We start from the raw sequence: 25,588 nt of genomic DNA on the forward strand, positions 1-25,588 counted from the left end.
TGCGCCGCCAATCCCTCGAGCCGGTATCGGGAAGTGGCATACCCTGCCTATGGTCTGGCCTGAGGCACGCGTGCTACGCTGGCCGGATGCGATTCGACCTGACCGACCTTCGGCTTTTCCTGAACGTGCAGGAAACCGGCTCCATCACGGCGGGCGCCAAGCGTTCGCACATGACGCTGGCTTCCGCCAGCGAACGCATCCGCGGCATGGAAGACACCTTGGGGGTGCCCTTGCTGCTGCGCGAACATCGCGGCGTTGAACCCACGCCGGCGGGCCGGACGCTGGCGCATCATGCGCGCGTGGTCCTGGCCCAGATGGATCGCATGCGCGGCGAGCTTGACCACTATGGTCATGGGCTGAAGGGGCACGTGCGTGTGCTGTGCAACACCACGGCGCTCAGCGAATACCTGCCGTCCGTGCTGGGCGATTTCCTGAAGGACCATCCCCGCGTATCGGTGGACCTGGAGGAAAGGCTCAGCCACGAGATCGCCGATGCGCTGCGCGCGGGCACCTGCGATATCGGCGTGCTGGCGGATTCGACGGACCTGCATGGCCTGCATACGCTTACCTTCCGCCATGATCCGCTGACGCTGATCGTGCCGCGCGGCCATGCGCTGGCCGGCCGTCCGGCCGTCATGCTGGCCGAGGTGGCGGACGAGGAGTTCGTGGGCCTGGTGGAAGGCAGCGCCTTGCAGGAGCACATCGCGCACCATGCGCGGCGCGGCGGAAAAGCGCTGTCGTACCGCGTGCGCTTGCGCAGCTTCGACGCGGTATGCCGGATGGTGGGGCAGGGCGTGGGCATCGCCATCGTGCCGCGCGTGGCCGCGGTGCGCTACGGCCGCGCCGCGGGCGTCGCGCGCGTTGCGCTGGCCGATGACTGGGCCACGCGCGACCTGGTGCTGTGCGTGCGCGACGCCTTGCCGGCCTACGCCGCCGAACTGGTCGCCTACGCGCTGCGCGACGCGCCCCGCACTACGGACGCGCCAGCGGCTGAGGTCTGCGCAGATGGCCCCGGTCGAACCAGGACCCCGACGCGACCGCGCTCAGGATGATCAGGCCGTACAGGCACATCGCCACGGCGGCCGTCAGGAAAAACAGGGTCAGTGAACCGGTCAGGTGCAGGACGACACCACCCGCGCCCACAGCCACCAGCAGGCGCAGGCAGCCGGCGACCAGCGGCCACTTCAGCCGGCCCGCGCCTTGCGAGGCGAAGTACATCGAGAACCCCAGGGCAAAGAACCCGTAGACCGGACCGACCATGCGCAAATAGTCCGAGCCGGCCTGCAGCATGTGGTCTTCGGCGCCGAAGAGGCGCAGCCAGGCCTCGGGAAAGCATGCCGCGGCCAGTCCGATGGCTTCGGCCAGCACGAAGGCCATCGCGCCGCCGGTCAGGGCGATCCGCATGGCGCGTTCAGGCTGCCCCGCGCCGATGTTGGACGCCACCATCGCGACCATGGGGGCGCCCAGCCCGAAGGCGATCGGAATCAGCAGATACTCCAGCCGCACGGCGATGCCGTAGCCGGCCACGGCGGCGGTGCCGGCATACGCGCCGACCAGCGCCGCCGTCAGCGCCACCAGCGCGTTGGTCAGCAAGGGGTTCAGCGTGGCCAGCGCGCCCACGCTGAGGATGCTGCGCATCAGGTTCAGATGCAGCCGGCTGGCGACCAGCCGTGCAGGGTTGCGCCCGCTGGCGCAATAGGCGCCCAGGATCAGCGCGCCCACGCCGTAATAGATGACGAGCGCCCAGCCGCCGCCTGCCACGCCCAGCGCGGGGAACGGCCCCCATCCGAAGATCAGGCACGGCGACAAGGGGATCAGCAGCAAGGCGCCGCCGCAGATCACGGCGCCCGGCACCAGCATGTTGCCGGTGCCCCGGATCACGCTGGCGAACGCGTTCATCAACCACATCAGGACGATGCCGCCGAAGATGACGTTGGAGTAGGCCAGGGCGGCCTCCAGCGCTTCGCCTTCGGCGCCCAGCGCGCGATACAGCTGCGGTCCGAAGGCCAGCAGCAGCACGCAGAAGAGCAGCCCCAGCAGCGCATTCAGCACGACGGCATGCAACACCAGCTGATCGGCCTCTTGCTGGCGGCCCCCGCCTAACGCGCGTGCCACGGCGGCGGAGATGCCGCCGCCCATTGCACCCTGGGACATATTGCCCATCAGGAACAGCACGGGCACCACCAGCGCTACGCCCGCCAGCACCGAGGTGCCCAGCCGCGCCAGGAACCAGGTCTCGATCAGGCCGGTGGCCGACTGCGCCGACATCATCAGGATATTGGGCCAGGCCAGGCGTGCCAGCGTGGGGGCGATGGGCGCTTCAAGCATGGCCTGCAAGCGCGCATTGGCGGGGCGTGGCGGAGGTGTCGCTGACATGGAGGTTGGCCGGAACAGGATGCGGTAAAATTTACGTGCATATGCCAATACCTGTCAAGATTGGGCTGGACGCGAGCCTGGCCCGGCAGTAGCGTAATGGCCTTGCCCTTCCCAACTTGCCGTCCCCGCCGCCATGTCCGCCGCCGATTCTTCCGTCCCCGCCATCGTTCCGGATCCCCTGGTCTGCAACGGCGCCGCGCTGCGCAAAGCGACCCGGCGCGTGTCGCAGTTGTATGACACGGTGCTGGCGCCCTGCGGCCTGAAAGTCTCGCAGCATTCCATCCTGATTCATATCGCGCGCGCTGGCACGCCGTCGATGACTGACTTGGCGCGCGCCATGGTGTTGGACCGTTCCGCGCTGGCGCACAACCTGAAACCACTGGAACGGGACGGCTACGTGCAGATGGCGCGCGACGAACGCGATGGCCGCAGCCGCCGCGTGGCGCTGACGGACGCGGGCCGCGCCAAGCTGGCGGAATCCAAACGCCTGTGGAAAGACGCGCAGAACCGGTTCGAAGCCGCCTATGGCGCAGAGCGCGCGGCCGCCTTGCGGCATGCGCTGGCCGATATCTTTTCCGACGAATTCGCGCTGGCGTTCAGTCGCGGTTAACGGCCCGTGGGCGTGGCCAAGGACCGCCTGAGGCCTGTCCATCCCAGCAGCGCCACGGCGCCCAGCACGCAAGCCATCCCCGCAATCTGCGCGCCCGCCAGCGATTCGCCCAGCAGGCCAGCCGCCAGTGCGACGGCCGATGCCGGGGCCAGCGCGGTGAAGAGCGCAGCTTCGGACCCATCGACGCGCGCGGCGCCGGCATACCAGAGCAGGAAGCCTCCCACGGTGGGCACCACCGCGTAATAAGCGACCGCCACCAACGCATCGCCGGACACGCTGATCTGCCAGGGCGATTCCGCCAAGCTCGCCAGCGCAGAAAAGGCCAGCCCGAAGCCCGTCATGACGGTGGATAGCGCAAGCGGCGGCACGGGCACGCGCAGCCGCTTGTTGAGCAGGATGAACAGCCCTTCGCACAGGACCGCGCCCAGGATCAGCGCATTGCCGATCCACGAGGGCGCGCCGCTGGCGTCAGCGCCATGGCGCGTCATCAGCCAGACGCCGAAGCCCGCGGCGGCGATGGCGGCCAGCATGGCCTTGCCCGGGCGTTCGCCCAACAGCACGATTGCAATGGCCGCGGTGACGAGCGGCAGGGTCCCCAGAATGACGCCGCCGTCCACCGCGGACGTGCGCTGCAGCCCGGCGATCAATAACGTGGTGTAGCCCACGCTGCCGGCGATGGCCTGCGCCGCCAACAAAGCCCAGTCGCGCCGCCCCAGGCGCGGCAGGCGCGCGCCGGTCGCGGCCATCAGTAGTGCAAAGCAAGGAAGCGCGATGGCGAACCGCAGCGCCGTCGCGGTGAAGGGCGGCAGCCCGGTTCCGATGATCTTGCTGGCCACGACCGTGCTGCCTACCAGCACCATGGCCGCCGCCAGGTAGCAATACCCCTGCATCTTTCCGCTCATGTCCATTTACTGCGTATGAAGAAAGGCGCAGCGTAGGGCGCGGGTGGGCCGCCGGTCTTGAACGAAATTGCAGGGCGGGAAAGGAAGGGAGGCGGGTCAGCGCGCCGCCAGCGCGTACCGCCGGGGCGATACGCCGTAGGTGCGCACGAAGAGGCGGGTCATGTGGCTCTGGTCGGCAAAGCCGCCCGCCGCGGCCGCGTCCGCCAGCGGTTTGCCTTCGCGGATCAGCCGGCGCGCGAGCAGCAGGCGGCGTTGCATCTGATAGGCGTGGGGCGTCAAACCCGTGGCGCCTGCAAAGGCGCGCAGCACTTGATAGCGGCTCAGGCCGCTGGCGGCCGCCAGATCGGCCAGCGACAGCGCGGCGGCCGGGTCGTCGTCGATCAGGGCGCGGGCGTGGCGTATCGCGGTAGGGATCGCGCGGGAGGACGCCTGCGGCGCATAGGGGCTGTGCGCGGCGGCCACGATGCGTAACAGCAGGGTGTCGCACGCCAACGCGTCGGGCGCCTTGTCCGTGACGTGGGCATAAAGCGCCAGCACGTCGCGCGCCAGGCCTGGCTTGTCCTGCGCGGGATGTTCGAATTCGTAGCGGCTTTCGTCAGCGACCAGCTCGGCCGCGTTGCGCGCAATCACGCCAGGGTCCAGATACAGCATCTGCCAGGCGCGCATGCCGTCGCCGATGGGGGCGCCGTCATGGACTTCGCCCGGATTGACGGTAATGACGTGGCCGGGGCCGGCCTCTACCCGGCCGCGTCCGCTATGCGAGACCTGCGCGCCCGCGCGGATCACGCCGATGCCGAACTGGTCATGCGTGTGGCGCGAAAAGGCGTGCCCGCTGCACGCAGCCACGGCCTGCACGCCGGGGAGCGCGCTGCGCGGCATGATGAATTGGCCTGGCTGCATCAGCGGGCCGATCGCAAGGGCTTAGCCCTTGTATTCCTTCATGACCTGCTTGATGAACTCGGCGCGGCTGATTTTGCCGTCCTTGTTGGTGTCCATGGCGGCGAACTGTTCCGCGGTCAGGTCCTTCGGCAACTCGCTCTTGTTCAGGTAACCGTCGCCATTGGTGTCCAGCTTGGCGAACGATTCTTCCATGAAGGCCTGATATTCGCTTTGGCTGACGACGCCGTTCTTGTCGGTATCCAAACGCTGCATCTGCGCGGGCGACAGGCGGATATTGCCCTGGGAAGACTGTGCCGCGGCGAAGGGCGCCGCGAGAGCCAGCGCCGTGAGTGCGGCGCTCAAGGTAAGCATCTTTTTCATGTCTTTCATTCCCTTGCCGGCCAAGGCCGTGATGATTGCAGCGTAGCCGAAAACCCCTCAACGCGCTGCAACGGAATGCCTGGCTGCCTTTTTCCCCGTAGGCCTATTGCAGCCCGTTCCAGCGCGCCACCGAGGGCTCGGCCGCCGCCCACTTCCATTGCCCGCCGGGTTGCCGGCAGATCGTGCTGGTGTAGGCGGGGGCGGGCGCGTCGTCCTGCTCTACCGTGAACAGCACCTCGCGGCAGCGGGCCAGGGGGGTATCGATATCGCGTACCACCTGGATGCCGCCGCGTTCGTTGCCGACGGGCAACGCGTGGCGGATCTGCCATTGCCGCACCTGGCCGATGGGCAATTCGCCTGCCGCGTTGGCCATGACGTTCTGCTGGTCGTTCTTCCATTCGCGCAGCACGTATTTCACGGTAGCGTCGACCGCCGCCTGCACCGTGACGCCGATGGCGTAACCGGCCACCGGATTTGCCGTGGCCGCGCCGCTGACGGTACCGACCACGGCGCCCGTCGCCCCGCCGATGGAGGAGCTTTGGCAGCCGCTCAGGCCCAGGGCCGCCGCCAGCGCCAGCAGGCATGCGCGGCGCATCACTGCAACGATCCCCAGCGCGCGGTGGCCGGTTCGGCATTCGCCCAGCGCCAATGCGCGCCGTCGCGGCAGACCGTCGTGACGAAGAATTCGCGCAGCGGTTCGTCGCCGGCCTTGCCGGCAGGCGTATCGATCGAAAAGACCACTTCCTTGCATTCCAGGCCCGCGCCACCGAAGGCACGGCTGACGGCGACCTGCCCTTGGGCGTCGCTTTCGATGGGCAACTGGTGCTTCACGCGCCACGGCGCCACGGCGCCCACGTCGAGCGGGCCGGCAGCGGTGGCAATGGCGTCTTGTTCTTCGCCCCGGGTCTTGCGCTGGGCATAGGCCAGCGCGGCCTTGGCGCCAGCCTGCACGCCCAGGCCGATGCCGGTGGCGACGGTGGCGTTGTCGGTGACTTTGTTGGCGATGGCGGTGCCGGCGATACCGGCCGCGGCGCCGGTGCCTTCGCTAAGCAGCGAGCTGCAGCCGGACAGCATGGCCAGCGCCGCAAGGGCAATCAGGGCAAGCGCGCGGCGGCTCGCGTGGGGTGGCGAGATGGTGAACAAACGGCGTGCCCTCCTGCGTGTTGCTTGGCGCCGCAAGTATAGGAGGCGAGGCCACGGCGCGGGCGGGGCCTTTGCATTTCTTGGCATTCCGACGCACGCGCGGCCAGGTTCAGGCGCCGGGTCGCGCGCCCTTGGTATAGACCTCGCGCAAGGCGGAGGCGAACAAAGCATCCACGTTGCGGCGCAATCCGTCCGCCCGCGTGAACAGCGAGATCGGCGGCAGCGTCCAGTCGAAGGAGTAGGGCACGATGGCCGCGCCAGCGATGCGCACCAGTTCATCCGCGATGTCGGCGGGCAGGATGGATACGGCGCGGTCGCTTGCCACGATCATTTCCCCGATCAGCTTGGAGGAATCGCTTTGCACCGACGGCGGCGGCGGCGGCAGGCCGGCGCGCAGGAAAATGTCGGCCACCTGTTCCCGGATGGGGCTGCCGGGGGTGCCCAGGATCCAGTCCAGGTCGGCCAGCCGGTTCCACTCCAGCCGCGACCGGCCCAGCCTTGCGGCCAGGCGGCGGCTGGCGATCAGGCGCGGTTGCTGGTGGTACAGCACTTCAAAATCGATATTGCTCAGGTCCACGGACGGCGTGGCCCACCCCACTACGATGTCCAGGGTGTGGTCGCGCAGTTGGCGCAGCAGGGCGGGGCCCTGGCCTTCGTGGATGGTGGCGGTGATCCGACGGCCTTGCGGCAGGGTGCGACTGATGGCGGCCGACAACATCTGCCCCGACACGAACGGGATGACCCCGATCTGCAGGTGGGCGGCGTGCCCGGCCGCCACAGCCTCCATTTCCTGCACCAGATGGCCCAGGTCATGGACCAGCCCCCGGGCGCGCGTCAGCACCACGGCGCCCAGCGCGGTGGGCGTCATGCCCCGAACCGACCGGTCAAAGAGCGGCACGTCGAACATGCTTTCCAGTTCGGCCAGGGCGTTCGTCACCGCCGGCTGGCTGGTGGCCATGTGTTCGGCCACCCGGGTCAGCGACCCGTGCTGCTCGATCTGCAGCAGCAGCATCAGATGGCGCATCTTCAGCCGCGAGGTCAGTTTCCGGATGACGGCATCCGGGTCAAAGGCTGTCATAGACAGGCCATAAGGTAAAGGTAATGGGACAATATTAAATCCGAATGATCATCTTATGTCTTGGGGCCTAGAATTTTTGCATATTCAAGACAGCGAGGCTACAGCCCCATGAACAACCCTTCCGACCGCCAGGCAGCCCTGGACTATCACGAGTTCCCCACCCCGGGAAAGATTTCTGTGGTGGCGTCCAAGCCGCTCGTCAACCAGCGCGACCTGGCGCTGGCGTACTCGCCGGGCGTGGCGGCGGCGTGTGAAGAGATCGTGGCCGACCCGGCCAATGTCTACCGTTACACCGCCCGTGGCAACCTGGTCGGCGTGATCTCCAACGGCACCGCGGTGCTGGGCCTGGGCAACATCGGTGCGCTGGCTTCCAAGCCGGTCATGGAAGGCAAGGCGGTGCTGTTCAAGAAGTTCGCCGGCCTGGATGTCTTCGACATCGAAATCAACGAAACCGACCCGGACAAGCTGGTCGAGATCATCGCCGGCCTGGAAGCCACCTTCGGCGGCATCAACCTGGAAGACATCAAGGCCCCGGAATGCTTCACCGTCGAGCGCAAGCTCCGTGAACGCATGAAGATCCCGGTTTTCCATGACGACCAGCACGGCACGGCCATCACGGTTTCGGCCGCCTTCATCAACGGCCTGAAGGTCGTGGGCAAGGACATCAAGTCGGTCAAGGTTGTGACCTCGGGCGCCGGCGCTGCCGCGCTGGCCTGCCTGGACCTGATGGTGGACCTGGGCCTGCCGCTGGAAAACATCTGGGTGACGGACCTGGAAGGCGTGGTCTTTGAAGGCCGCACCGTGCTGATGGACCCGGACAAGGAGCGCTTTGCGCAAAAGACGGAAGCCCGCAAGCTGGCCGAAGTGATTCAGGACGCCGACGTGTTCCTGGGCCTGTCGGCGGGTGGCGTGCTCAAGCCTGAAATGGTTGCGACGATGGGCCCGCGCCCGCTGATCCTGGCGCTGGCCAATCCCACGCCGGAAATCCTGCCGGAAGTGGCGCACGGCGTGCGCGACGACGTGGTCATGGCCACGGGCCGTTCGGATTACCCGAACCAGGTCAACAACGTGCTGTGCTTCCCGTACATCTTCCGCGGCGCGCTGGATGTGGGCGCGACCACCATCACGCGTGAAATGGAAATGGCGGCGGTGTACGCCATCGCCGAATTGGCCGAGGAAGAGCAGAACGAAGTCGTGGCCGCCGCCTACGGCACCTACGACATCTCGTTCGGGCCTGAATACCTGATCCCCAAGCCGTTCGATCCGCGTCTGATCGTGCGCATCGCGCCGGCTGTGGCCAAGGCGGCGATGGACGGCGGCGTGGCCACGCGCCCGCTGGCCGACCTGGAAGCCTACGAAGAGCAGCTGCAGCAGTTCGTGTACCACTCGGGCGCGTTCATGAAGCCGCTGTTCTCGGCGGCCAAGCGCATCGTGCGTGGCGGCGGCAAGTCGCGCATCGTGTTCACGGAAGGCGAAGACGAACGCGTGCTGCGCGCCGTGCAGGTGATCGTCGACGAAGGCCTGGCGCGTCCCATCCTGGTGGGCCGTCCCGCCGTGTTGCTGTCGCGCATCGAGAAATTCGGCCTGCGCCTGCGCCTGGGCGAAGACGTCGAAGTGACCAACCCGGAATACGACGAACGCTTCCACCAGTACTGGACCACGTACTGGGAATTGATGTGCCGCCGTGGCATCACCAAGGAGATGGCGCGCGTGGAAATGCGCCGCCGCCTGACCTTGATCGGCGCGATGATGGTGCACCTGGGCGATGCCGACGGCATGGTCTGCGGCACGGTCGGCGCCTATCACGACCACCTGCGTTTCGTGGACGAAGTGATCGGCCGCCGTCCGGGCCACAACGTGTACGCCGCCATGAACATCCTGCTGCTCAACGAGCGCACGGTGGTGCTGGTGGACACGCATGTGAACGACGAGCCCACGGCAGAGCAGATCGCCGAATTTACGGTGATGGCGGCGCAGGAAATGGCCCGCATGAACCTGGCGCCGAAGGTGGCGCTGCTATCGCGGTCGAACTTCGGATCGGGCAGCTCGGCCTCGGGCGCCAAGATGCGCCGCGCCCTGGAAATCGTGCGTGAACAGGCGCCCGAGCTTGAGGTCGATGGCGAAATGCACGGCGACTGCGCGCTGGACGAAGCGTTGCGCATGCGCATCCTGCCGTCGTCCACCTTGAAGGGCGAAGCGAACCTGCTGGTGTGCCCGAACGTGGACGCTGGCAACATCGCCTACAACCTGCTCAAGACGGCGGCCGGCGGCAACGTGGCGGTGGGTCCGTTCCTGTTGGGCGCGAATGCGCCGGTGCACATCCTGACCTCCAGCTCGACCGTGCGCCGCATCATCAATATGACGGCCATGACCGTGCTGGACGCCAACCGGGTGGAAACCTCGGCCTAATGCGCTTGCATTGCCAAAAAAAATGCCCCGTAAGGGGCATTTTTTTTGGTGGCTGGCTAGCCGGTTAACAGCTTAGTTGCTGCTGGCCTTCCAGGTGCCGTCGGGTTGCTTGCAGAACCAGAACTGCCATTTCTCGGTGGTGCTGGTCCGCGCGAAGTCGGCCACCAGGAAGCGGCAGACGCGGTCGTCCTTGACCTTGCTGGTTTGCGTCGGGGTCAGTTGCACGGTGATCGGCGCGGCCTTCTTGGGTTGTGCCTTGCTGGCCCATTCAGTGCGCTGGCCATCGGCTGAACTGTTCAGCGCCTGCGCGACGGCCTCGTGGAACGACGTGCGGTCGCCCTTGGGTATCTGCGTGATGAGCGAGTTGTTCAGCATTACCGGCGGCGCGGCGACCGCCGCAGTCGTCATGCCGGCTGCGACGAGCAAGGCGGCGAGAATGCGGGTGGATTTCAAGATGGGCTCCCTGTCTGATGGATCAGATTATCTTGCTTGTACCTGGGCCGATAGTACGCGAAGCCGTCCTGTTTGCCACGCGGCCCCCAGACAAAAAAAAGCCGCCTGATTGCAGGCGGCCAAGGTACAACAAGGGGAGGGAGTCAAGCGTTGCCGGGCAGATCAGTTGCCGTGGTAGACGCCAGCGAAGGGCATGTCGTTCGGTTCCACGTTGCTCACCAGGCCGGCGGCCTTGGCGGCGGCCAGTTCGGCTTGCACGTCAGCGCGGGTCTTGCCCGACTGGGGGGCGCCGTAGACGCCTTGGAACGGCACGTTGTTCGGTTCGACGTTGGTCACCAGGCCGGCGGCCTTGGCGGCAGCCAGTTCGGCTTGCACCTGGGCACGGGTCGGGCCTTCATACTGGGTGCCGTAAACGCCTTGGAACGGCACGTTGTTGGGTTCGATGTTTTGCGATGCGTAGGCGCCAGCGCTCAGGGCGGCCAAGGACAACATCAAAGCGGTAGCAAGGGTCTTCTTCATGGTAATTCTCCGATTTCAAGAGCCTAGGGGGCGAATCAGGCGGCCTATCCGTCGTGGTTCGTTGCTGTTTCCCGATGACTGAATTCTGCGCCGATTAGAGCTAGGGATAAACCCGTATATGGGTAAAAGATATTTCCATAAATGGGATGAACGTGTTCGATTTATTCGATAGTCACCAATTATGGAATCGATAGCGCAAGAATGACCGGTTGGGAGCCCGCATGGAAAAGGTCCATCTGACGCGTGAAAAAGCCACGCTGCTGATCACGCTGTACGCCAAGGCAGAAGAAAGCCGCTTGCCCGGTTCCTTGCTGCAGGACCACTACGCCGCCTGTGCCGTGGCGCGCATCGACCATGACTTCGCGGCGCTGGGCATGCGCCGCGACGAGATGATCGGATTGGCGATGCGGGCCTACACGCTGGACGCGTGGGTGCGCGAATTCCTGGCCGCGCACCGCGGCGCTACCGTGTTGCATCTGGGCTGCGGCCTGGACAGCCGGGTGTTCCGGGTGGATGCGGAGCCGGACGTGAACTGGTTTGACGTGGATTTTCCCGAGGTGATCGACCTGCGGCGCGCGCTGTATCCGGCGCGTCCGGGCTATCAGATGCTGGGTTCACCGATGTCGGATCTGGGGTGGCTGTCGCGGATTCCTACCGACAGGCCGGCCTTGGTGGTGGCGGAAGGGTTATTCCTGTACATGCCCGAGGACGAAGTGCTGCAGTTGCTACGCACCGTGGCCACGCAATTCCCCTCGGGCGAGATCGCCTTCGATGCCTATAGCCGGCTGGGGCTGGCGCTGGCGTCGCACAACCGTATGTTCCGGGCGACCGGCGCGGTGATGCGCTGGAGCCTGGGCGATCCGCTGGACCTTGAGGCTCAGGTGCCCGGGCTGCGGTTGCGCAGCGAGCAGTGGCTGTATGAGGAAAGCGACGCTACGCAGTGGGCCCGGTATTCCTGGCCCGCCCGGGCGACCATCTGGCTGATGCGGCGGGTTGCGCCGTTGCGGCGCCTGGGCAGGTTGCTGCGCTACCGGTACTAGGGGTGCGGCGTCAGTAGTGCGGCGGCAGTTCGTCGCGCAGGCTGCGGAAGGGCGCGGCGCCCTCGGGGGCCTGCTGGCGCAGGTCCGCCACTTCACGCAGCAGCCGGTCTATCTGCTGTTGCTGCCGGACGATGATCTGGTTCAGTTGCTCCAGCAGGTCGTCCGCGAAGCTGGACTTGACCTCCAGTTCGAGCAGGCGGCGTTCGATGTCTTGCGATGGTTCCATAGCGGCTATTAGAACCTATTCCCGCTTTGCGTTTCCAATGGCAATTGCGGGTCCATGGCTCTACGGGAGACGAATTTGACGAAGCAGGTCAGACGGCGCGGCGTGGCGGCGCATCTTGGGGCGCACTGGAGCCTGCGTTGGGCCGCGCGCGGTTCGCTGGCGGCGGGGTTGGCGCAAGGACTGGCCAACGTCGCGTGGGCGCAGGAAGCCGGCCCCACCTTGGCCCCCGTGGTCGTAACGGGCACGCGCCTGGGCACCGCCGTGCTCGACACGCCCGCGTCGGTGGACGTGGTCGACGGCGCGGCCATGCGCCGCGGACAGCCCGGGATCAATCTGTCTGAAGGGCTGGCGGGCGTGCCGGGCCTGCAGATCCAGAACCGCCAGAACTATGCGCAGGATCTGCAGATATCCAGCCGCGGATTTGGGGCGCGATCCACCTTCGGCGTGCGCGGCGTGCGGCTCTACGTGGACGGCATTCCGGCCACCATGCCGGATGGACAGGGGCAGACGTCCAACATCGACATCGGTTCGATCGACCGCGTCGAAGTGCTGCGGGGGCCGTTTTCCGCGCTGTACGGCAATTCCTCGGGCGGCGTGATCCAGGTCTACACGGAAGACGGCACGCCGCCGCCCACCCTGTCCGCAAGCGGTTGGGGCGGCAGCGACGGCACGTGGCGCTACGGCGTAAAGGCCAGCGGCGGCGAGCCGGGCGGGCTGGACTATGTGCTGGACGCCAGCCGCTTCACCACTGACGGCTACCGCGACCACAGCGCGGCGCGCAAGAACCTGGCCAACGCCAAGCTGGGCCTGCAGCTGGATGACGCCAGCCGCCTGACCATCGTGGTCAACAGCGTGGACCTGAAGGCGCAGGATCCCCTGGGCCTGACCTACCAGCAGTTTCAGGACGACCCGCGCGCGGCGCCTTTGGCCGAGCAGTACGACACGCGCAAGACCGTGCGGCAGACGCAGGGCGGCGTGGTGTACGAGCGGCACGTGGACAGCCGCAACACGTGGCGCGTGATGGCGTACTACGGCCAGCGCGACACGACCCAGTACCAGTCGATCCCGCCGGCGGCACAATTGGCGCCCACGCAGGCGGGCGGGGTCATCGACCTGACGCGCCGGTATGGCGGCGCGGATCTGCGCTGGACCTCCGAGCTGGACCTGGCTGGCCGGCCGCTTACGCTGATCGGCGGTTTTTCCTACGATTCGATGCGCGAAGACCGCAAGGGTTATCAGAATTTCATTGGTACGGGCGCCGATCAGCAGTTGGGGGTGCAGGGCGCGCTGCGGCGCGACGAGACCAACACCGTGTACAACGCCGACCCCTACGTGCAGGCATCGTGGAAGGTGTCTGAGCGTTGGACGGTAGATGCCGGCCTGCGCTACAGCACGGTCGCCTTCGACTCCAACGACCACTACGTCACGGCAGGCAATGGCGACGACGGTGGCGACGCACGCTATCGCAAGGCGCTGCCGGTGGCCGCGCTGCGCTACGCGCTCAGCCCGGATGTCAGCATGTATGCCTCCTATGGACGCGGGTTCGAGACGCCCACGCTGAACGAAATCTCGTATCGGCCGGGCGGCCAGCCAGGGTTGAATTTTGGCTTGGCACCGTCGCTCAGCACCAATCTGGAAGCCGGCGTGAAGGCGCACATGGCCGGGGGCCTGGCGACGGCCGCCGTCTTCCACACCGGCACCGACAACGAGATCGTGTCGGCCGGCAGTTCAGGCGGGCGCACCAGTTACCAGAACGCGGGCCGCACGCGACGCGACGGGGTGGAGCTGGGCTGGTCGGGCGAGGTTGCGCGCCATTGGCGCACGCAGTTCGCCTATACGTGGCTGAATGCGCGATACGCGGACGACAGTTCCGGCGACATCCGCGCCGGCAACAAGATCCCCGGCATCGCGCGCCAGGCGGTGTACGCGTCGCTGGCCTGGGCGCCGCCCGAAGGCTGGCAGGCGTCGGTGGAAGGGCGCTACCTGAGCAAGATCTACGTGAACGACGCGAACGATCAGGACGCGCCCGGCTACTTTGTGGCGGCGGTGAGCGCCGGCTATGTGAAGCGCCTGGGCGCGTGGGAATTGAATGCCTACGCGCGCGTGGACAACCTGTTCGACAAGCGCTATGCAGGTTCGGTGATCGTCAACGAAAGCAATGGCCGCTATTACGAGCCCGCCGCCGGACGCAGCCTGGGCGTGGGCGCGGGCGTGGCGTACCGGTTCTAGCGGGGGCGGCTGTCAGTCGGGCGCATCCGGATAGCAGACGCCGTAGTCTTCGCAAGCCGGGCAGCCGGGCGCGGCGGAAGGCGGCAGCCCGGCGTGTTCACAGGCCGAATACGCCAGGAATTTCTTCCAGCGCAGATTGCGCACGTTGCGTATCACCAGGCCCGGGTAGTGGCGCGCCAGCAGGAAGGTCACGTCTTCGCGGCCGGACAGGCCCAGGTCGCGCCACAGGTGGTCGGGCCGCAGGCAGGCGTGCACCAGCACGCCGGTGACCCACGGCGTGGTCTCGTGTTCGGGCGCGCGGTAGGCGTCCAGCAGCACGCGCAGCAGCAGGGTGAAGCCGGGTTGCGGATCGCCCCGGCCTCGCAGCGCGTAAACGTCGGCCTGCTCGCGCAAGATGGCCAGCCGCGCGTCATCCGATGCCAGGGCGCCCGGAAACAAATGATCAAGCATCTGCTGCAGTTCGTCGGGGCACAGGCCGCTGCGCGCCAGGTCCTGGTGCGCCAAGCTGGTGCCGATCACGGTGGCGAAAAAGCCGGCATCGGGATGGCCGGGTGGCGCGTGATGCAACAGGGCGCGGGCAAACCGCTGGGCCGGCGGGGGAACGTCGGCCAGGGTGGGGGTGGGGGTCAGCACGGCGTCCATAGGGGTGTGGCGGGTCGCTAGATTCGTTCAACTGTTAATGAAATCGTTATATTGCGGAATATATAACGAAAGGCCCCCGCGATTGCGTGATGTGGGGCAAATGCGACTCGGGACTTACCCGCGAGACGGGCGTGGCCCGGGGGTATGATCGATGTCCCTGATTTCCTGGCTTTGTCCTTCGCATGCCGCGCAGCTTCCGTCCCGCAGTCTCCCGTATGTCCGGTGCCCTCCTGTTGGCGCTGGCTGGCCTGGCGGCGCTGCCGCAGCCGGCCGTGGCATCCGATATCGGTGCCGCCATCGAGTCCATCCGCCTGTCGCGCTACCCGCTGCGCGAGCCCGAGCGGCGCGTCTGGGGCACCGAGAACGTCCGCGATGCGGTGCTGGTCGGCCAGATGGAGAACCGCCTGTACCTGTATCGGTACGTGCGGGGAACGGGTAAGGAATTCCATCTGGACTTCCGTTCCCAGCCCCTGGTGATCGACCCGGCTGCGTGGAAGGCGTCACGCGAAGAGTACGTGGCGGTCAGGGCGCCGCGCAACGACGAGACCCTGTATTGGGTGGGCTATACCTACAACGATGCCGATGACACGCGGTCCGATGGATTCCTGGTGGATGCGGCGGGCAACGTGGCGACGGTCCGCGCGGACGCCTACCTTGCCATCGTGACCGCCAGCCGGCCGTGGGACGAGGCGCGCAAGGCGCAGGCCCTGGCCACGCTGCAGCAGGCGCTCACGAACTACCCTGGCCGACTAAAGGCGTTCCCTGTCGCGGTGCGCTTCGAGCATCAGGCGCCGGTGGATGTGACGGCCACGTTCCGCACGCTGCATCAGGTGGCGCGCGCCATCCCGCGCGCCAAGACCGCGGAGTTCGCCCGCGCGCTGGCGGACCTGCGCCGCTTCGTGATGGAGCAGGATTTTCGCGAGATCGATCCGGACGGCAAGGATCCCGAGATGCTCACGGCGCTGAACGACTACGGCTTCTGGCTGACCGAATCGGGCGACGCCGTGCAGGCCGACCGCATCTTGAGCGACGTGCTGCGCCGCGACCCTGCGCGCACGGCGGCGTACCTGAACCGGGCGGACGCGCGCTGGGCGCAGAGCGCGAAGGCCGGCGACAGGCGCGGCTACTTCGAGACGCTGGCACGCGAAGACTATCGCCTATATTGCACCCAGCGCCTGGCGGCCAAGGAGCCGATCCCCGGCAATATCGCCAGCCGCATCAGCGCCGCCTTGAACGAGAAAACGCTGGACGCGGCGGTCTGCCGGCCTCGGCTGGCCATTTTCAAGGCGATCCGGGCGGATGACGTGGACGCGGTGCGCGCCGAGTTGGCGCGCGGGCAAGACCCCAACGGCGTGAACGAGAACGGCACGTCGGCGCTGGCCGTGGCGGTGTCCGGCAAGCAGCTGGAAACGGTACGGGTCCTGCTGGCAGCCGGTGCCCGCGCCGACGGCCCCAACAACGGCTTCGTGCTGCTGGCCAGCGCCTTGCCGGACGCCAAGGACACGCGACCGGCGGCCGAGCGCTATGCGCTGGCCGATGCCTTGATCGCGGCGGGCGCGCCGCTGGATGCCGGCGACTACAACGGCACGCCGTTGCTGGTGCGGCGCATTTCGTACTACAGCGAAGACAAGGACAGCCTGACGTACCTGCTGGCCAAGGGCGCCAACCCGAACGCGCGCGAAAAGAACGGCCGCTCTGCGCTGCACGCCGCCATGGGCTCGCCCAGCCGCTTCTGGTTTGCCGAGCAACTGCTGGCCAAGGGCGCAGACATCAACGCGGCCTATGTCCGGATGTACTACGGCAACCGCGGCATGTGGGAAACGCCTTTGCTGGAAGCGCTGCGCGAATCGAACAGCGGCGAGTTGACGCCGACGGCGGTGTTTCCGGTCTCGGAGCGCGTAACCTTCGCCTTGGCGCACGGGGCAGACGCGGCGGTGGGCGGCTACAGCGCCAGCAAGACGCCCGAACGCAACGGCTTGAACGAAGCCTTCAGCCTGGCGGCGCGCACCTTGCAGCCGGCGCTGGTGGATCAGTTGGCGCAAGCCGCCGGCCAGCCGCGTTTGCCGCTGACGCCGGAATCGCTGTCCAGCTTGCTCAGCGTGTGGAACCAGGTGGAGATCCGTGCGACCATCAAGCAGAACGGCCCTGAATGGGACGGCCAGCGCGCCAAGCTGCGCGCCACCGCCGACCGCCTGCTCGCGGCCGGCGTGCCGTTGACGCGCGCGGACGACGCCACGGGCGTCACCAACAACAACATCGCGCCGCTCAGTTTGCCGTGGTTGCCCGATGACCTGTATCGGCAGTGGCTGGAGAAGGGCGCCGACGCCTCGGACCGGACCGACAAGAGCGTGCGCATCGACGGGGTGGCCGATGCCGACGCCTTGCCGCTGGTGATCATGCTGCGCCTGGGCAAGGAAGCCAAAGCGAAGATGCTGCTGGAGCATGACGCCGGGCTGTACCGCACGCCGTGGCGTTGCGGCATGGCGGTGGCCGATGTGCTGGCGTGGCAGCTGGACGACGGCGGGCCGCTCAGCCCGACGGGCGCGCGTGCCGTGAAACAGGTGCTGGACGGCGCGGCCGGGGCCGCCAGTTGCGATCTGAACCAGGTCTCGCGCGTGCAGCCGCACGTCGGCGTGTCGGCCAACGATTTGATCAGGCAGGTGGGCGTGGCCTTGACGGTGACCGCGCCGAAGTAGGCCTGCAGTCCCGCAATGCAAAACAGGCGCCCGAAGGCGCCTGTTTTTTTTGCTTCAACGGCAAGCCGTCATTACATGGCGTGACCCATGTTGACGTTCATGTTGTACAGCACCCATGCCGAACCGCCGACGATGATGGCGATGATCAGCACGGTGAAGACGAACGCGGCCAGGTTGTCGCGGGCCGACTTCGACGCGCCCATGTGCAGGAAGTACACCAGTTGCACCAGCAATTGGAGCACGCACAGGGCCACCACGCCGATGATGGTGACGGTGTGGGACAGCGCGCCGTGCATCACCAGGCCGAACGAGCCGAAGGTGAGCAGCAGCGAGAGCACGAAACCGATGATGTAGGACTTCAGGCTGCCGTGGTCGGCGGCGTGATCGTCGTGGCCGTGTGCGGCCGCAGCGGAGTGCGACATCAGATGGCTCCCATAAGATAGACGAAGGTGAAGACGCAGATCCAGACGATGTCCAGGAAGTGCCAGAACAGGCTCAGGCACGCCAGGCGACGCTTGTTGATCGAGTCCAGGCCATGGCGGCGGATCATGTCCAAGAGGACGATGATCCAGATCAGGCCGAAGGTGACGTGCAGGCCGTGCGTACCGATCAGCGTGAAGAACGCGGACAGGTAAGCGCTGCGGCCGGGGCCGGCGCCTTCCGTGATCAGGTGATGGAATTCCCAGACTTCCATCGCGATGAAGCCTGCGCCGAACAGGAACGTCACCATCAACCAGCCCATGGCGCGGGACTTGTTGTTGGCGTGCACGTTCAGGTTGGCCATCCCGAAGGTGAAGCTCGAGAACAGCAGCAACAGCGTTTCGACCAGGACGAACTTCAGGTCGAACAGTTCCTTGCCCGTGGGGCCGCCCGCGGTGGCGTTGGACAACACCGCGAACGTGGCGAACAGCACCGAAAAGATCAGCAAGTCGCTCATCAGATAGACCCAGAAACCGAAAACGGTCTTGGATCCATCATCATGATGCGCGTGATCGTCGTGACCCGCGTGGGGGTGAGTGGCTACGGCTTGAATCATGGCTCAGGCGGCCTTCTGCATTTTTTCAAAGTGGGCGTTTTCGATGCGTTCGACTTCCGCGGCCGGGACCCAGTAATCGACGTCGCGGTCGTAGGCGCGGGCGATGAACGAACCGATCATGCCGACGAAACCGGCGATGGCGAGCCACCAGATGTGCCAGATCAGCGCAAAGCACATCACCAGGCCGAACAGGCCGATGTACACACCGGCGCCGGTGTTCTTCGGCATGTGGATGTCTTCGTACTTGGCCGGGCGCTTGTAGGCCTTGCCGCTTTGCTTGTCTTCCCAGAACTGGTCCAGCTCTTCAACGTGAGGAACGTGGGCGAAGTTGTAGAAAGGAGCCGGCGACGAGATCGCCCATTCCAGGGTGCGGCCATCCCAGGGATCGCCGGTGACGTCCTGGTTTTGCTTGCGCTGGCGGACCGACACGAACACTTGTTGCAGCAGGAACCAGATGCCCAGCATGATCAGCGCGGCGCCAGCCAGCGCGACCAGCAGGTACGGCTGCCACTCGGGGTTGTCGTAGTGGTTCAGGCGACGCGTCATGCCCTTGAAGCCCAGGATGTACAGGGGCATGAAGGCCATGAAGAAGCCGACGAACCAGCAGTAGAACGAGTAGCGGCCCAGGCGCTCATTCAGCGTGAAGCCGAAGGCCTTGGGGAACCAGTAGGTCATGCCCGCGATACAACCGAACACCACGCCACCGATGATGGTGTTGTGGAAGTGGGCGATCAGGAACAAGCTGTTGTGCAGCACGAACGACACGCCGGGGATGGCCAGCATCACGCCGGTCATGCCGCCGATGACGAAGACGATCATGAAGCCCAGCGTCCACAGCACCGGCGTCGTGATGCGCAGGCGGCCGCGGTAGATGGTGAACAGCCAGTTGAAGATCTTCGCGCCGGTCGGGATCGAGATGATCATTGTTGCAATGCCGAAGAAGGCATTGACGTTGGCCCCCGCACCCATCGTGAAGAAGTGGTGCAGCCAGACCAGGAACGACAGCACGCCGATGGCGGCCGTGGCGTAGACCATGGACTTGTAGCCGAACAGCGTCTTGCGGGCGAAGGTGGCAACCACTTCCGAATACACGCCAAACGCCGGCAGCACCAGGATGTAGACCTCGGGGTGGCCCCAGATCCAGATCAGGTTCACGTACATCATGACGTTGCCGCCCATGTCGTTCGTGAAGAAGTGCGTGCCCAGGTAGCGGTCGGCGGTCAGGAGCGCCAGCGTTGCGGCCAGGACGGGGAAGGCGGCGACGATCAGCACGTTGGTGACCAGCGAGGTCCACGTGAAAATCGGCATCTTCATCAGGCTCATGCCCGGTGCGCGCATGCGCAGGATGGTCACGATGAAGTTGATGCCGCTAAGCGTTGTGCCCAACCCGGATATCTGGAGCGCCCAGATGTAGTAGTCCACCCCGACGCTTGGGCTGTAATCCAACCCGGACAGCGGCGGATAGGCGAGCCAGCCGGTCGCGGCGAATTCGCCCACGAACAGCGAGATCATCATCAGTGCGACGCCAGCGCCGAACAGCCAGAAGCTCAGCGAGTTCAGGAACGGGTAGGCCACGTCGCGGGCGCCGATCTGCAGCGGCACCACGATGTTCATCAGCCCGGTGATGAAGGGCATCGCCATGAAGAAAATCATGATGACGCCGTGGGCGGTGAAGATCTGGTCGTAGTGGTGAGGAGGCAGGAAGCCCGCGGAGTCGGCGGACGCGACCGCCAACTGGGTACGCATCATGATGGCGTCGGCAAAGCCGCGCAGCAGCATGATCAGTGCGACGATGATGTACATCACGCCGATGCGCTTGTGGTCGACGGAGGTCAGCCATTCCGTCCAGAGGTACTTCCACTTGCCGAAGTAAGTGACTGCGCCGAAGACCGCTAGGCCTCCCAGGCACACGGCGGCCAGCGTAACCATGACGATAGGTTCATGGTACGGAATGGCCTCGAGGGTGAGTTTCCCGAGCATTGTTAGTTAATTCCTGCGATCAGATTTTTCGACGTGGGGGTGCACGTGGCGGAGTCCACGCCGGCCATCTTGGACATGGTGCTGCCCAGAATGAAATCAAACATGGCGGGAGGCGCCGAGGAGTACTTGACGACCGGGTTGCGCTCGCTGCGCTTGGTCAGTTCAGCGTAGGCCTCGGGCGTCAGCGCCGTGGGGGATGCCTTGGCTTCCTTGACCCAGTTGTCGAACCCTTCCTGCGACGTGGCGATGGCCTTGAAGCGCATGCCGGAGAAGCCGGCGCCGCTGTAGTTGGCCGAGATGCCCGCGTAGGTGCCGGCTTCGGTCGCGTTCAGGTGCAGCTTCGTTTCCATGCCGGCCATCGAGTAGATCTGGCTACCCAGCTGGGGGATGAAGAACGAATTCATGACCGACGCGGACGTGATCCGGAAGTTGACCGGGACGTCCACGGGGAACGCGATCTCGTTGACCGTGGCGATGTCGTATTCGGGGTAGATGAACAGCCACTTCCAATCCAGCGACACCACCTCGATGGTGACGGGCTTGTGTTCGGAAACAAGCGGCTTGTAGGGATCCAGCGCGTGCGTGGAGCGCCAGGTGATCACGGCAAGAATCGCCACGATGATACAAGGAACGGTCCAGACCACGACTTCGATCGCCGTGGAGTGGGCCCACTTGGGCTGGTAGTCGGCTTTGGTATTGGACGCGCGGTATTTCCACGCAAACGACACGATCATGAACAGTACTGGAATCACAACGATGAGCATCAGCCCCGTCGCCGTGAACAGCAAAGTCTTTTCCTGAGCGCCAATGTCTCCCTTGGGGGAGAGGATTTCCATGTTGCAGCCGCCAAGCAGCATGACCGCGCCGACGCCAAAAATGCGCGTTAGGGTCGCAAGGAGGGGGTGTTTCACGTACAGCCTTGGATGGATGGTTGGAAATGCTGCGAAGCAGCAAGCTGGAATGCTGCCAAGCAGCAACGTCCATCCTATCGGCTTGATATCGGTCAAGCCTGCGACACATGGTCGCATTGCCTGGGAGGATTCTGCCCCCAGCGGGGCAGATTCAGGGTTTTCCTAGGGAGCAGATGCCCTAGGAAGCAGAGCGGGGGTGCGACGATATGTCGCAGGTGCACATGGGGGTGTTGTAAAGATGTGTCGCAACCGCACAAATCAGTCGACAAGCACTTCGCGTTCCGGCCCCGGTTTTTTTGCCAGCTTGCGCTGCAGGGAACGGCGGTGCATGCCCAACAGGCGCGCCGCCGCCGAAACGTTGCCGCCGGTCTCGTGCAGGGCCTGATGGATGTGCTCCCATTCTAGGCGGTGCAACGGCGTCATGGTCGTTTCGATCGTAACGGATTCTGGCTTCACCAGGCCCAGCGTGCGCAGGATCATCGGTGCGGTGGCCGGCTTGGGCAGGTAGTCGTCCGCGCCGCGCTTGATGGCTTCCACCGCCGTCGCCACGCTGGCGTAACCCGTGACCAACAGGATCCGCATGTCCGCACGCAGGGCGCGAAGCGGGCGGATGAGCGTCAGGCCGGAGTCCTCGCCCAGGCGCAGGTCCACCAAGGCGAAGGCCGGACGGATCTCCTCGGCCACGCGCAGCGCTTCCGCGATGCCGGTGGCGGTTCGGGTTTCCAGGCCCCGGCGCGACAGGCTGCGCTGCAAGGTGCGCACATACAGTTCGTCGTCGTCGATCAACAGGCCAAGGTCGGTAGGATTCATCACTTTCAGGTTCCGGGGTTGCCCAGGGGCAGGTAAAAGCGGATGCGGGTGCCTCCCCCTGAGGCGGCGGTCATGGTCATTTCACCGCCCAGCTGTTCGACGGTGGCGTGCGAGAGCGCCAGGCCAACGCCCAACCCCCCCGGCTTGCCGCTGTTGAACAGGCTGGTCGCGGGCAGCAGGGTCTGGTCGGGGTCGAAACCACGCCCGTAGTCCCGCACTTCGCCACGCAGGGCGCCATAGCCATATTCCAGATGCAGGTCCACGCGGGGGGCCTCGGCGGCCTCGCCGGCGTCCGCCGCGTTGTTCAAGAGCGCTTGCAGCAGGTGCGCGATTGCCGGGTCCACCCGCAGGCTGGTCGGCAGGGCGCCCGAGCGTTGCAGGTCGATCGTCGGCCGGATCAGGCGCCATTGCCCCACCACGCGGACCAGGTCCACCGCGGTTGGGACCGCCAGATTGCGGATGCGTTCCCGGCACAGGGCCAGCAATTGGCTCAAGGTGGCCACGTCGTCGCGCAGGTCGTCGTCCTTGACCTCGGCGGCGATCTCGTCGGCCAGGAGCGTCATGGTGGCAAGCGGCGTGTTCAGTTCATGCGCCATGGCCGCCGCGTGCGTGGCCAGGGCGACAATGCCTTCGTTGCGGGTGAATCGTTCGCGCAGCCGGGCCAGCTCGCGCTCTCGGTCGCGCAGGTCGGACGCCAGCCGGGTGGAAAACACCAGCACGACCACCACGGAAATCAGGAAGTTCACGCCCAGGCCCCAGAGCAGCAGGGAATGGGTGTCGACGTCGCCGCGCAGGGGCTGGCCGAAGATGGCCGCGGCGGCATAGCCGGAAATACCCGCCACCGCCGCCGCCAGCGCCCAGTTACGCGGTAGCGCCAGGGCCGCCAGCGCGGTCAGGATCAGGAACATCGTGCCGAACGGATTGCTGATGCCGCCGCTCCAGCCCACCATCCACGACAGCACCGCCATGTCCACGAACAGGTGGCCGAAGGCGGTGGCGTGAGACAGGTCGCGGGGGCGGCGCAGGCGCAGGCTGGCGTAGGCGTTGAACCCGATCAGCACGCCCACGCCGATCCACAGGGGCTCAAGCGGCAGGGCAAGGCCCAGCACGCTGCTGGCCAGCAGGATGGTGGCGGCTTGGCCCGCGATGGCGAGCCAGCGCAGGCTGCATAAGGTACGCAGGAATGAAAAGGCGGAACTACCGGGCATATCCAGACACAGAGGTGCCGGCGGGCCCGCCGGCGGGTCAAGCGCCCGGCGGCGCGGAACGCAGGCATCCGGCGCGCGGCGCAAGCGGCCGGCTGCCGTCGGGCCTAACTACGGCGACGACGGCGGATGTGCTGGCATTGTATGGCGATTCAGCATGGCACGCTGACGGGGGCGCCAGATGGTGCGTCCCTGATATTCGCCAAGCGGTCCCATGCGTCAATGGATATCGGACATGCCGCTGTGGGCCATGGCCGCGGGTGGGTAGTCTTCCTGGTCGGACGCCATCTGGCCTTGGACCTGGGCCTGCTGCAATTCCTGCTCGACCTGGGCGCGGCTTTCGGATTGGGTGGACGCGACGGGGGGCGGGTAGTCTTCCTGGCCGAACGAATACGTGCCGTTGGCCTTGGCCTGGGCCAGTTCGGCGGCTACCTGGGCGGAGGTCTTGGCGGCGGGGGCCGGGTAGCCGACGCGCCAATCGCCGTAGAGATCGCGCTTGTATTGCGCAGTGGGGGCCGCGGTTTGGGCCTGGGCAGCGCCCGCGACAGCCAAGCCGGCGCAAAGCAACAACGTGGTGGTGAAGGTCTTCATGAAACGCTCCTGGCAAACAAAGCCTGCGGCTGGTTCGGCCGCGCCGTCGTCCGCGATGCTGCCGACGGACGATTTCCTGGATGCGGGAATGCCTGGCCGGGTGCGTGAAAACGGCGCGCGTCCGGTCTTTTCAATTCGACAGGGCGAGCGCCGTGGTGTTGCAGGGAAATGGGCGGCGGGACGCGAAAGGTATTTCAAGCCTGAAGTACAGGTGTCATTCGGCTTTCATGGGGTCGTTCCCCATTGGCCGCGGCCGCCGCCAGCTTGCTCTCTATATATAGATCAGTGGCCGTGCTGCGCCGCCGGGGCGGAGCCGGCCTTGGCGTTCAACGCGCGGGCCTCGGCCTGCACCGGCACGCGGCGCTGCTGTTGCTTGGCATCTTCCACCACCAGCGTCAGCGGGACGCGGTCGCCCGGATTGATCTGCCGGGCCAGGTCGATCAGCATCACGTGATAGCCGCCGGGTTTCAGCTCCACCGGCTGGCCGGCGGGCAGGTCGATGCCGGGCACCTGGCGCATTTTCATGACGTTGTCCTGCATGGCCATTTCGTGCACTTCCACGTGCTGGGCGGCATCGGACTCCACGGCCACCAGGCGGCCGGGCACGGCCGAGGTCAGGCGCATGAAGGCGCCGGTGGCATGCTGGCTGGGCACGGTGGCGCGCACCCAGGCGTCGTCCACCTTCAAGGTGGCGTCCTGCGCCAGGGCGGTGGGCGCAACCCCCGCCAGCGCGCACAGGCAAACGGCGGCGGCCAGGGACTTGAGCGAAATTTTCTTCATCATGGTGGCTTCTCTATCGGGTTGGCGGCGTGGGGTCACAGCACGGTGCGCAGGTCTTGCACGCATTCTTCGGCGCTCTGCTGGTGGCGCAAGGCAAGCCGCAGCTTGCCCTGGGCGTCGATGATGTAGGTCAGCGCGGTGTGATCCATGGTGTAGGACGAGCCGGTGGCGACCTTTTGATAGAACACCTTGAAGGACTGGGCGGCTGCGCGGGTCTGCTCCGCATCGCCGCGCAGCCCGACGAACGCCGGATCGAAGGCCTGGGTGTAGGCGCTGAGGATCTCGGGCGTGTCGCGCTCCGGGTCGACGGTGATGAACAGCACTTTCAATTTGTCGGCATCGGCGCCCAGCAGGCCCTTGATCTCGATGGCGCGGGTCAGCGCCGTCGGGCAGATATCCGGGCATTGCGTGAAACCGAAGAACAGCATGACGGGATGGCCGCGGTAGTCGGCCAGGCGGCGCGTCTGGCCGCTCGTGTCCTGCAATTGGAAATCGCCGGTTGGCATGCCGGACAAATCCATGCCGTGCAGCTTGGGGGCTTCGGGCCCGCAGCCGGCCAGGGCCAGCAGGGCGAGGGACGACAGGATCAGGCGGCGCCGGGGATCGGGCGCATGGGCAAGCGCCGCGCCGGCGCGCGCGCGCAGGGCGGGGAAATGCATGAAGGGGGAATGCATGGAAACCTCTTTGGTCGA

General features: G+C 66.1%; 26 protein-coding genes. 6 read left to right on the plus strand and 20 right to left on the minus strand.

The annotated features are described in order from the left end of the window. Positions 1-86: 86 nt before the first annotated feature. On the plus strand, positions 87-1,052 hold the full coding sequence (locus tag AC3WMU_RS16990; RefSeq protein ID WP_088589511.1) for a LysR family transcriptional regulator: 966 nt from the start codon (positions 87-89) through the stop codon (positions 1,050-1,052). Here the strand turns inward: AC3WMU_RS16990 and AC3WMU_RS16995 are convergent. Continuing rightward, complete coding sequence (locus AC3WMU_RS16995) at positions 973-2,376, minus strand: MATE family efflux transporter (protein ID WP_492282713.1); 1,404 nt, start codon at positions 2,374-2,376, stop codon at positions 973-975. The two genes, AC3WMU_RS16990 and AC3WMU_RS16995, sit on opposite strands and share 80 nt — an antisense overlap. A 133-nt stretch (positions 2,377-2,509) precedes the next feature. On the opposite strand from AC3WMU_RS16995, the gene AC3WMU_RS17000 reads away from it, so the two are divergent. Further along, complete coding sequence (locus AC3WMU_RS17000; protein ID WP_006222578.1) at positions 2,510-2,986, plus strand: MarR family winged helix-turn-helix transcriptional regulator; 477 nt, start codon at positions 2,510-2,512, stop codon at positions 2,984-2,986. Here AC3WMU_RS17000 and AC3WMU_RS17005 read toward each other — a convergent pair. The 6 genes from AC3WMU_RS17005 to AC3WMU_RS17030 form a co-directional block, all read right to left on the minus strand. Next, positions 2,983-3,888, minus strand: a complete 906-nt coding sequence (locus AC3WMU_RS17005) for a DMT family transporter (RefSeq protein ID WP_492282714.1) — start codon at positions 3,886-3,888, stop codon at positions 2,983-2,985. The two genes, AC3WMU_RS17000 and AC3WMU_RS17005, sit on opposite strands and share 4 nt — an antisense overlap. Positions 3,889-3,984: 96 nt before the next feature. Next, positions 3,985-4,788, minus strand: coding sequence for an AraC family ligand binding domain-containing protein (locus AC3WMU_RS17010; protein WP_492282715.1), 804 nt, complete (start codon positions 4,786-4,788; stop codon positions 3,985-3,987). 21 nt (positions 4,789-4,809) lie between these two features. Further along, on the minus strand, positions 4,810-5,148 hold the full coding sequence (locus AC3WMU_RS17015) for an EF-hand domain-containing protein (RefSeq protein ID WP_424625107.1): 339 nt from the start codon (positions 5,146-5,148) through the stop codon (positions 4,810-4,812). A gap of 103 nt (positions 5,149-5,251) precedes the next feature. Next, positions 5,252-5,743 carry a hypothetical protein gene (locus tag AC3WMU_RS17020; RefSeq protein ID WP_006222582.1) on the minus strand — a complete coding sequence of 164 codons (492 nt, stop codon included), beginning with the start codon at positions 5,741-5,743 and terminating at the stop codon, positions 5,252-5,254. Further along, positions 5,743-6,291, minus strand: a complete 549-nt coding sequence (locus tag AC3WMU_RS17025; RefSeq protein WP_280026550.1) for a hypothetical protein — start codon at positions 6,289-6,291, stop codon at positions 5,743-5,745. Before AC3WMU_RS17025 ends, AC3WMU_RS17020 begins: the two co-directional genes overlap by 1 nt. 109 nt (positions 6,292-6,400) lie before the next feature. Next, positions 6,401-7,369 carry a LysR substrate-binding domain-containing protein gene (locus AC3WMU_RS17030; protein ID WP_006222584.1) on the minus strand — a complete coding sequence of 323 codons (969 nt, stop codon included), beginning with the start codon at positions 7,367-7,369 and terminating at the stop codon, positions 6,401-6,403. 108 nt (positions 7,370-7,477) lie between these two features. Here AC3WMU_RS17030 and AC3WMU_RS17035 point away from each other — a divergent pair, with 108 nt between their 5' ends. Further along, positions 7,478-9,778 (plus strand): NADP-dependent malic enzyme, encoded by a 2,301-nt coding sequence (locus AC3WMU_RS17035; protein ID WP_427961504.1) that lies wholly within the window; start codon positions 7,478-7,480, stop codon positions 9,776-9,778. Positions 9,779-9,850: 72 nt separating this feature from the next. Here the strand turns inward: AC3WMU_RS17035 and AC3WMU_RS17040 are convergent, their stop codons facing one another. Further along, a complete protein-coding gene (locus AC3WMU_RS17040; RefSeq protein ID WP_006222586.1) occupies positions 9,851-10,231 on the minus strand; it encodes a hypothetical protein in 381 nt (126 codons plus the stop codon). A 162-nt stretch (positions 10,232-10,393) separates the two neighbouring features. After that, the gene (locus AC3WMU_RS17045) at positions 10,394-10,750 is read right to left on the minus strand and encodes a DUF4148 domain-containing protein (protein WP_006222587.1); all 357 of its coding nucleotides are present in this window, start codon (positions 10,748-10,750) and stop codon (positions 10,394-10,396) included. Between the two features lie 221 nt (positions 10,751-10,971). On the opposite strand from AC3WMU_RS17045, the gene AC3WMU_RS17050 reads away from it, so the two are divergent. After that, complete coding sequence (locus AC3WMU_RS17050) at positions 10,972-11,790, plus strand: class I SAM-dependent methyltransferase (RefSeq protein WP_006222588.1); 819 nt, start codon at positions 10,972-10,974, stop codon at positions 11,788-11,790. Between the two features lie 10 nt (positions 11,791-11,800). Here the strand turns inward: AC3WMU_RS17050 and AC3WMU_RS17055 are convergent, their stop codons facing one another. Continuing rightward, the gene (locus tag AC3WMU_RS17055; protein ID WP_006222589.1) at positions 11,801-12,016 is read right to left on the minus strand and encodes a SlyX family protein; all 216 of its coding nucleotides are present in this window, start codon (positions 12,014-12,016) and stop codon (positions 11,801-11,803) included. Between the two features lie 75 nt (positions 12,017-12,091). Between AC3WMU_RS17055 and AC3WMU_RS17060 the strand changes: the two genes are divergently transcribed. Then, on the plus strand, positions 12,092-14,245 hold the full coding sequence (locus AC3WMU_RS17060; RefSeq protein ID WP_492282716.1) for a TonB-dependent receptor domain-containing protein: 2,154 nt from the start codon (positions 12,092-12,094) through the stop codon (positions 14,243-14,245). 12 nt (positions 14,246-14,257) lie between these two features. Here AC3WMU_RS17060 and AC3WMU_RS17065 read toward each other — a convergent pair whose 3' ends face one another. Beyond that, positions 14,258-14,887, minus strand: a complete 630-nt coding sequence (locus AC3WMU_RS17065) for a nitrogen fixation protein NifQ (RefSeq protein ID WP_492282717.1) — start codon at positions 14,885-14,887, stop codon at positions 14,258-14,260. Between the two features lie 215 nt (positions 14,888-15,102). On the opposite strand from AC3WMU_RS17065, the gene AC3WMU_RS17070 reads away from it, so the two are divergent. After that, complete coding sequence (locus tag AC3WMU_RS17070; RefSeq protein WP_492282718.1) at positions 15,103-17,583, plus strand: ankyrin repeat domain-containing protein; 2,481 nt, start codon at positions 15,103-15,105, stop codon at positions 17,581-17,583. A 71-nt stretch (positions 17,584-17,654) separates the two neighbouring features. On the opposite strand, the gene cyoD is transcribed toward AC3WMU_RS17070, so the two are convergent. The 9 genes from cyoD to AC3WMU_RS17115 form a co-directional block, all read right to left on the minus strand. Then, positions 17,655-18,005, minus strand: a complete 351-nt coding sequence (cyoD, locus tag AC3WMU_RS17075) for a cytochrome o ubiquinol oxidase subunit IV (RefSeq protein WP_006222594.1) — start codon at positions 18,003-18,005, stop codon at positions 17,655-17,657. Further along, entirely contained in the window at positions 18,005-18,619 is a 615-nt protein-coding gene (gene cyoC, locus AC3WMU_RS17080; RefSeq protein WP_006222595.1) for a cytochrome o ubiquinol oxidase subunit III, read from the minus strand. The genes cyoD and cyoC overlap by 1 nt, the downstream gene beginning before the upstream one ends. 3 nt (positions 18,620-18,622) lie before the next feature. After that, complete coding sequence (gene cyoB / locus AC3WMU_RS17085) at positions 18,623-20,599, minus strand: cytochrome o ubiquinol oxidase subunit I (RefSeq protein ID WP_006222596.1); 1,977 nt, start codon at positions 20,597-20,599, stop codon at positions 18,623-18,625. 2 nt (positions 20,600-20,601) lie between these two features. Then, positions 20,602-21,510: a ubiquinol oxidase subunit II gene (gene cyoA / locus AC3WMU_RS17090; protein WP_006222597.1), complete on the minus strand. Its 909-nt coding sequence runs from the start codon at positions 21,508-21,510 to the stop codon at positions 20,602-20,604. 258 nt (positions 21,511-21,768) lie between these two features. Next, positions 21,769-22,320, minus strand: coding sequence for a response regulator transcription factor (locus tag AC3WMU_RS17095; protein ID WP_006221322.1), 552 nt, complete (start codon positions 22,318-22,320; stop codon positions 21,769-21,771). A gap of 5 nt (positions 22,321-22,325) precedes the next feature. Further along, positions 22,326-23,528: an ATP-binding protein gene (locus AC3WMU_RS17100; RefSeq protein WP_006222598.1), complete on the minus strand. Its 1,203-nt coding sequence runs from the start codon at positions 23,526-23,528 to the stop codon at positions 22,326-22,328. A gap of 216 nt (positions 23,529-23,744) precedes the next feature. Further along, positions 23,745-24,116, minus strand: a complete 372-nt coding sequence (locus AC3WMU_RS17105) for a DUF4148 domain-containing protein (RefSeq protein WP_424625112.1) — start codon at positions 24,114-24,116, stop codon at positions 23,745-23,747. Between the two features lie 282 nt (positions 24,117-24,398). Further along, positions 24,399-24,896 (minus strand): copper chaperone PCu(A)C, encoded by a 498-nt coding sequence (locus AC3WMU_RS17110; protein WP_424625215.1) that lies wholly within the window; start codon positions 24,894-24,896, stop codon positions 24,399-24,401. Positions 24,897-24,931: 35 nt separating this feature from the next. Then, positions 24,932-25,555: an SCO family protein gene (locus tag AC3WMU_RS17115; RefSeq protein WP_035212323.1), complete on the minus strand. Its 624-nt coding sequence runs from the start codon at positions 25,553-25,555 to the stop codon at positions 24,932-24,934. Positions 25,556-25,588 lie beyond the last annotated feature (33 nt).

The sequence above is a fragment of the Achromobacter sp. FW305-C-13 genome (genome assembly GCF_058783475.1).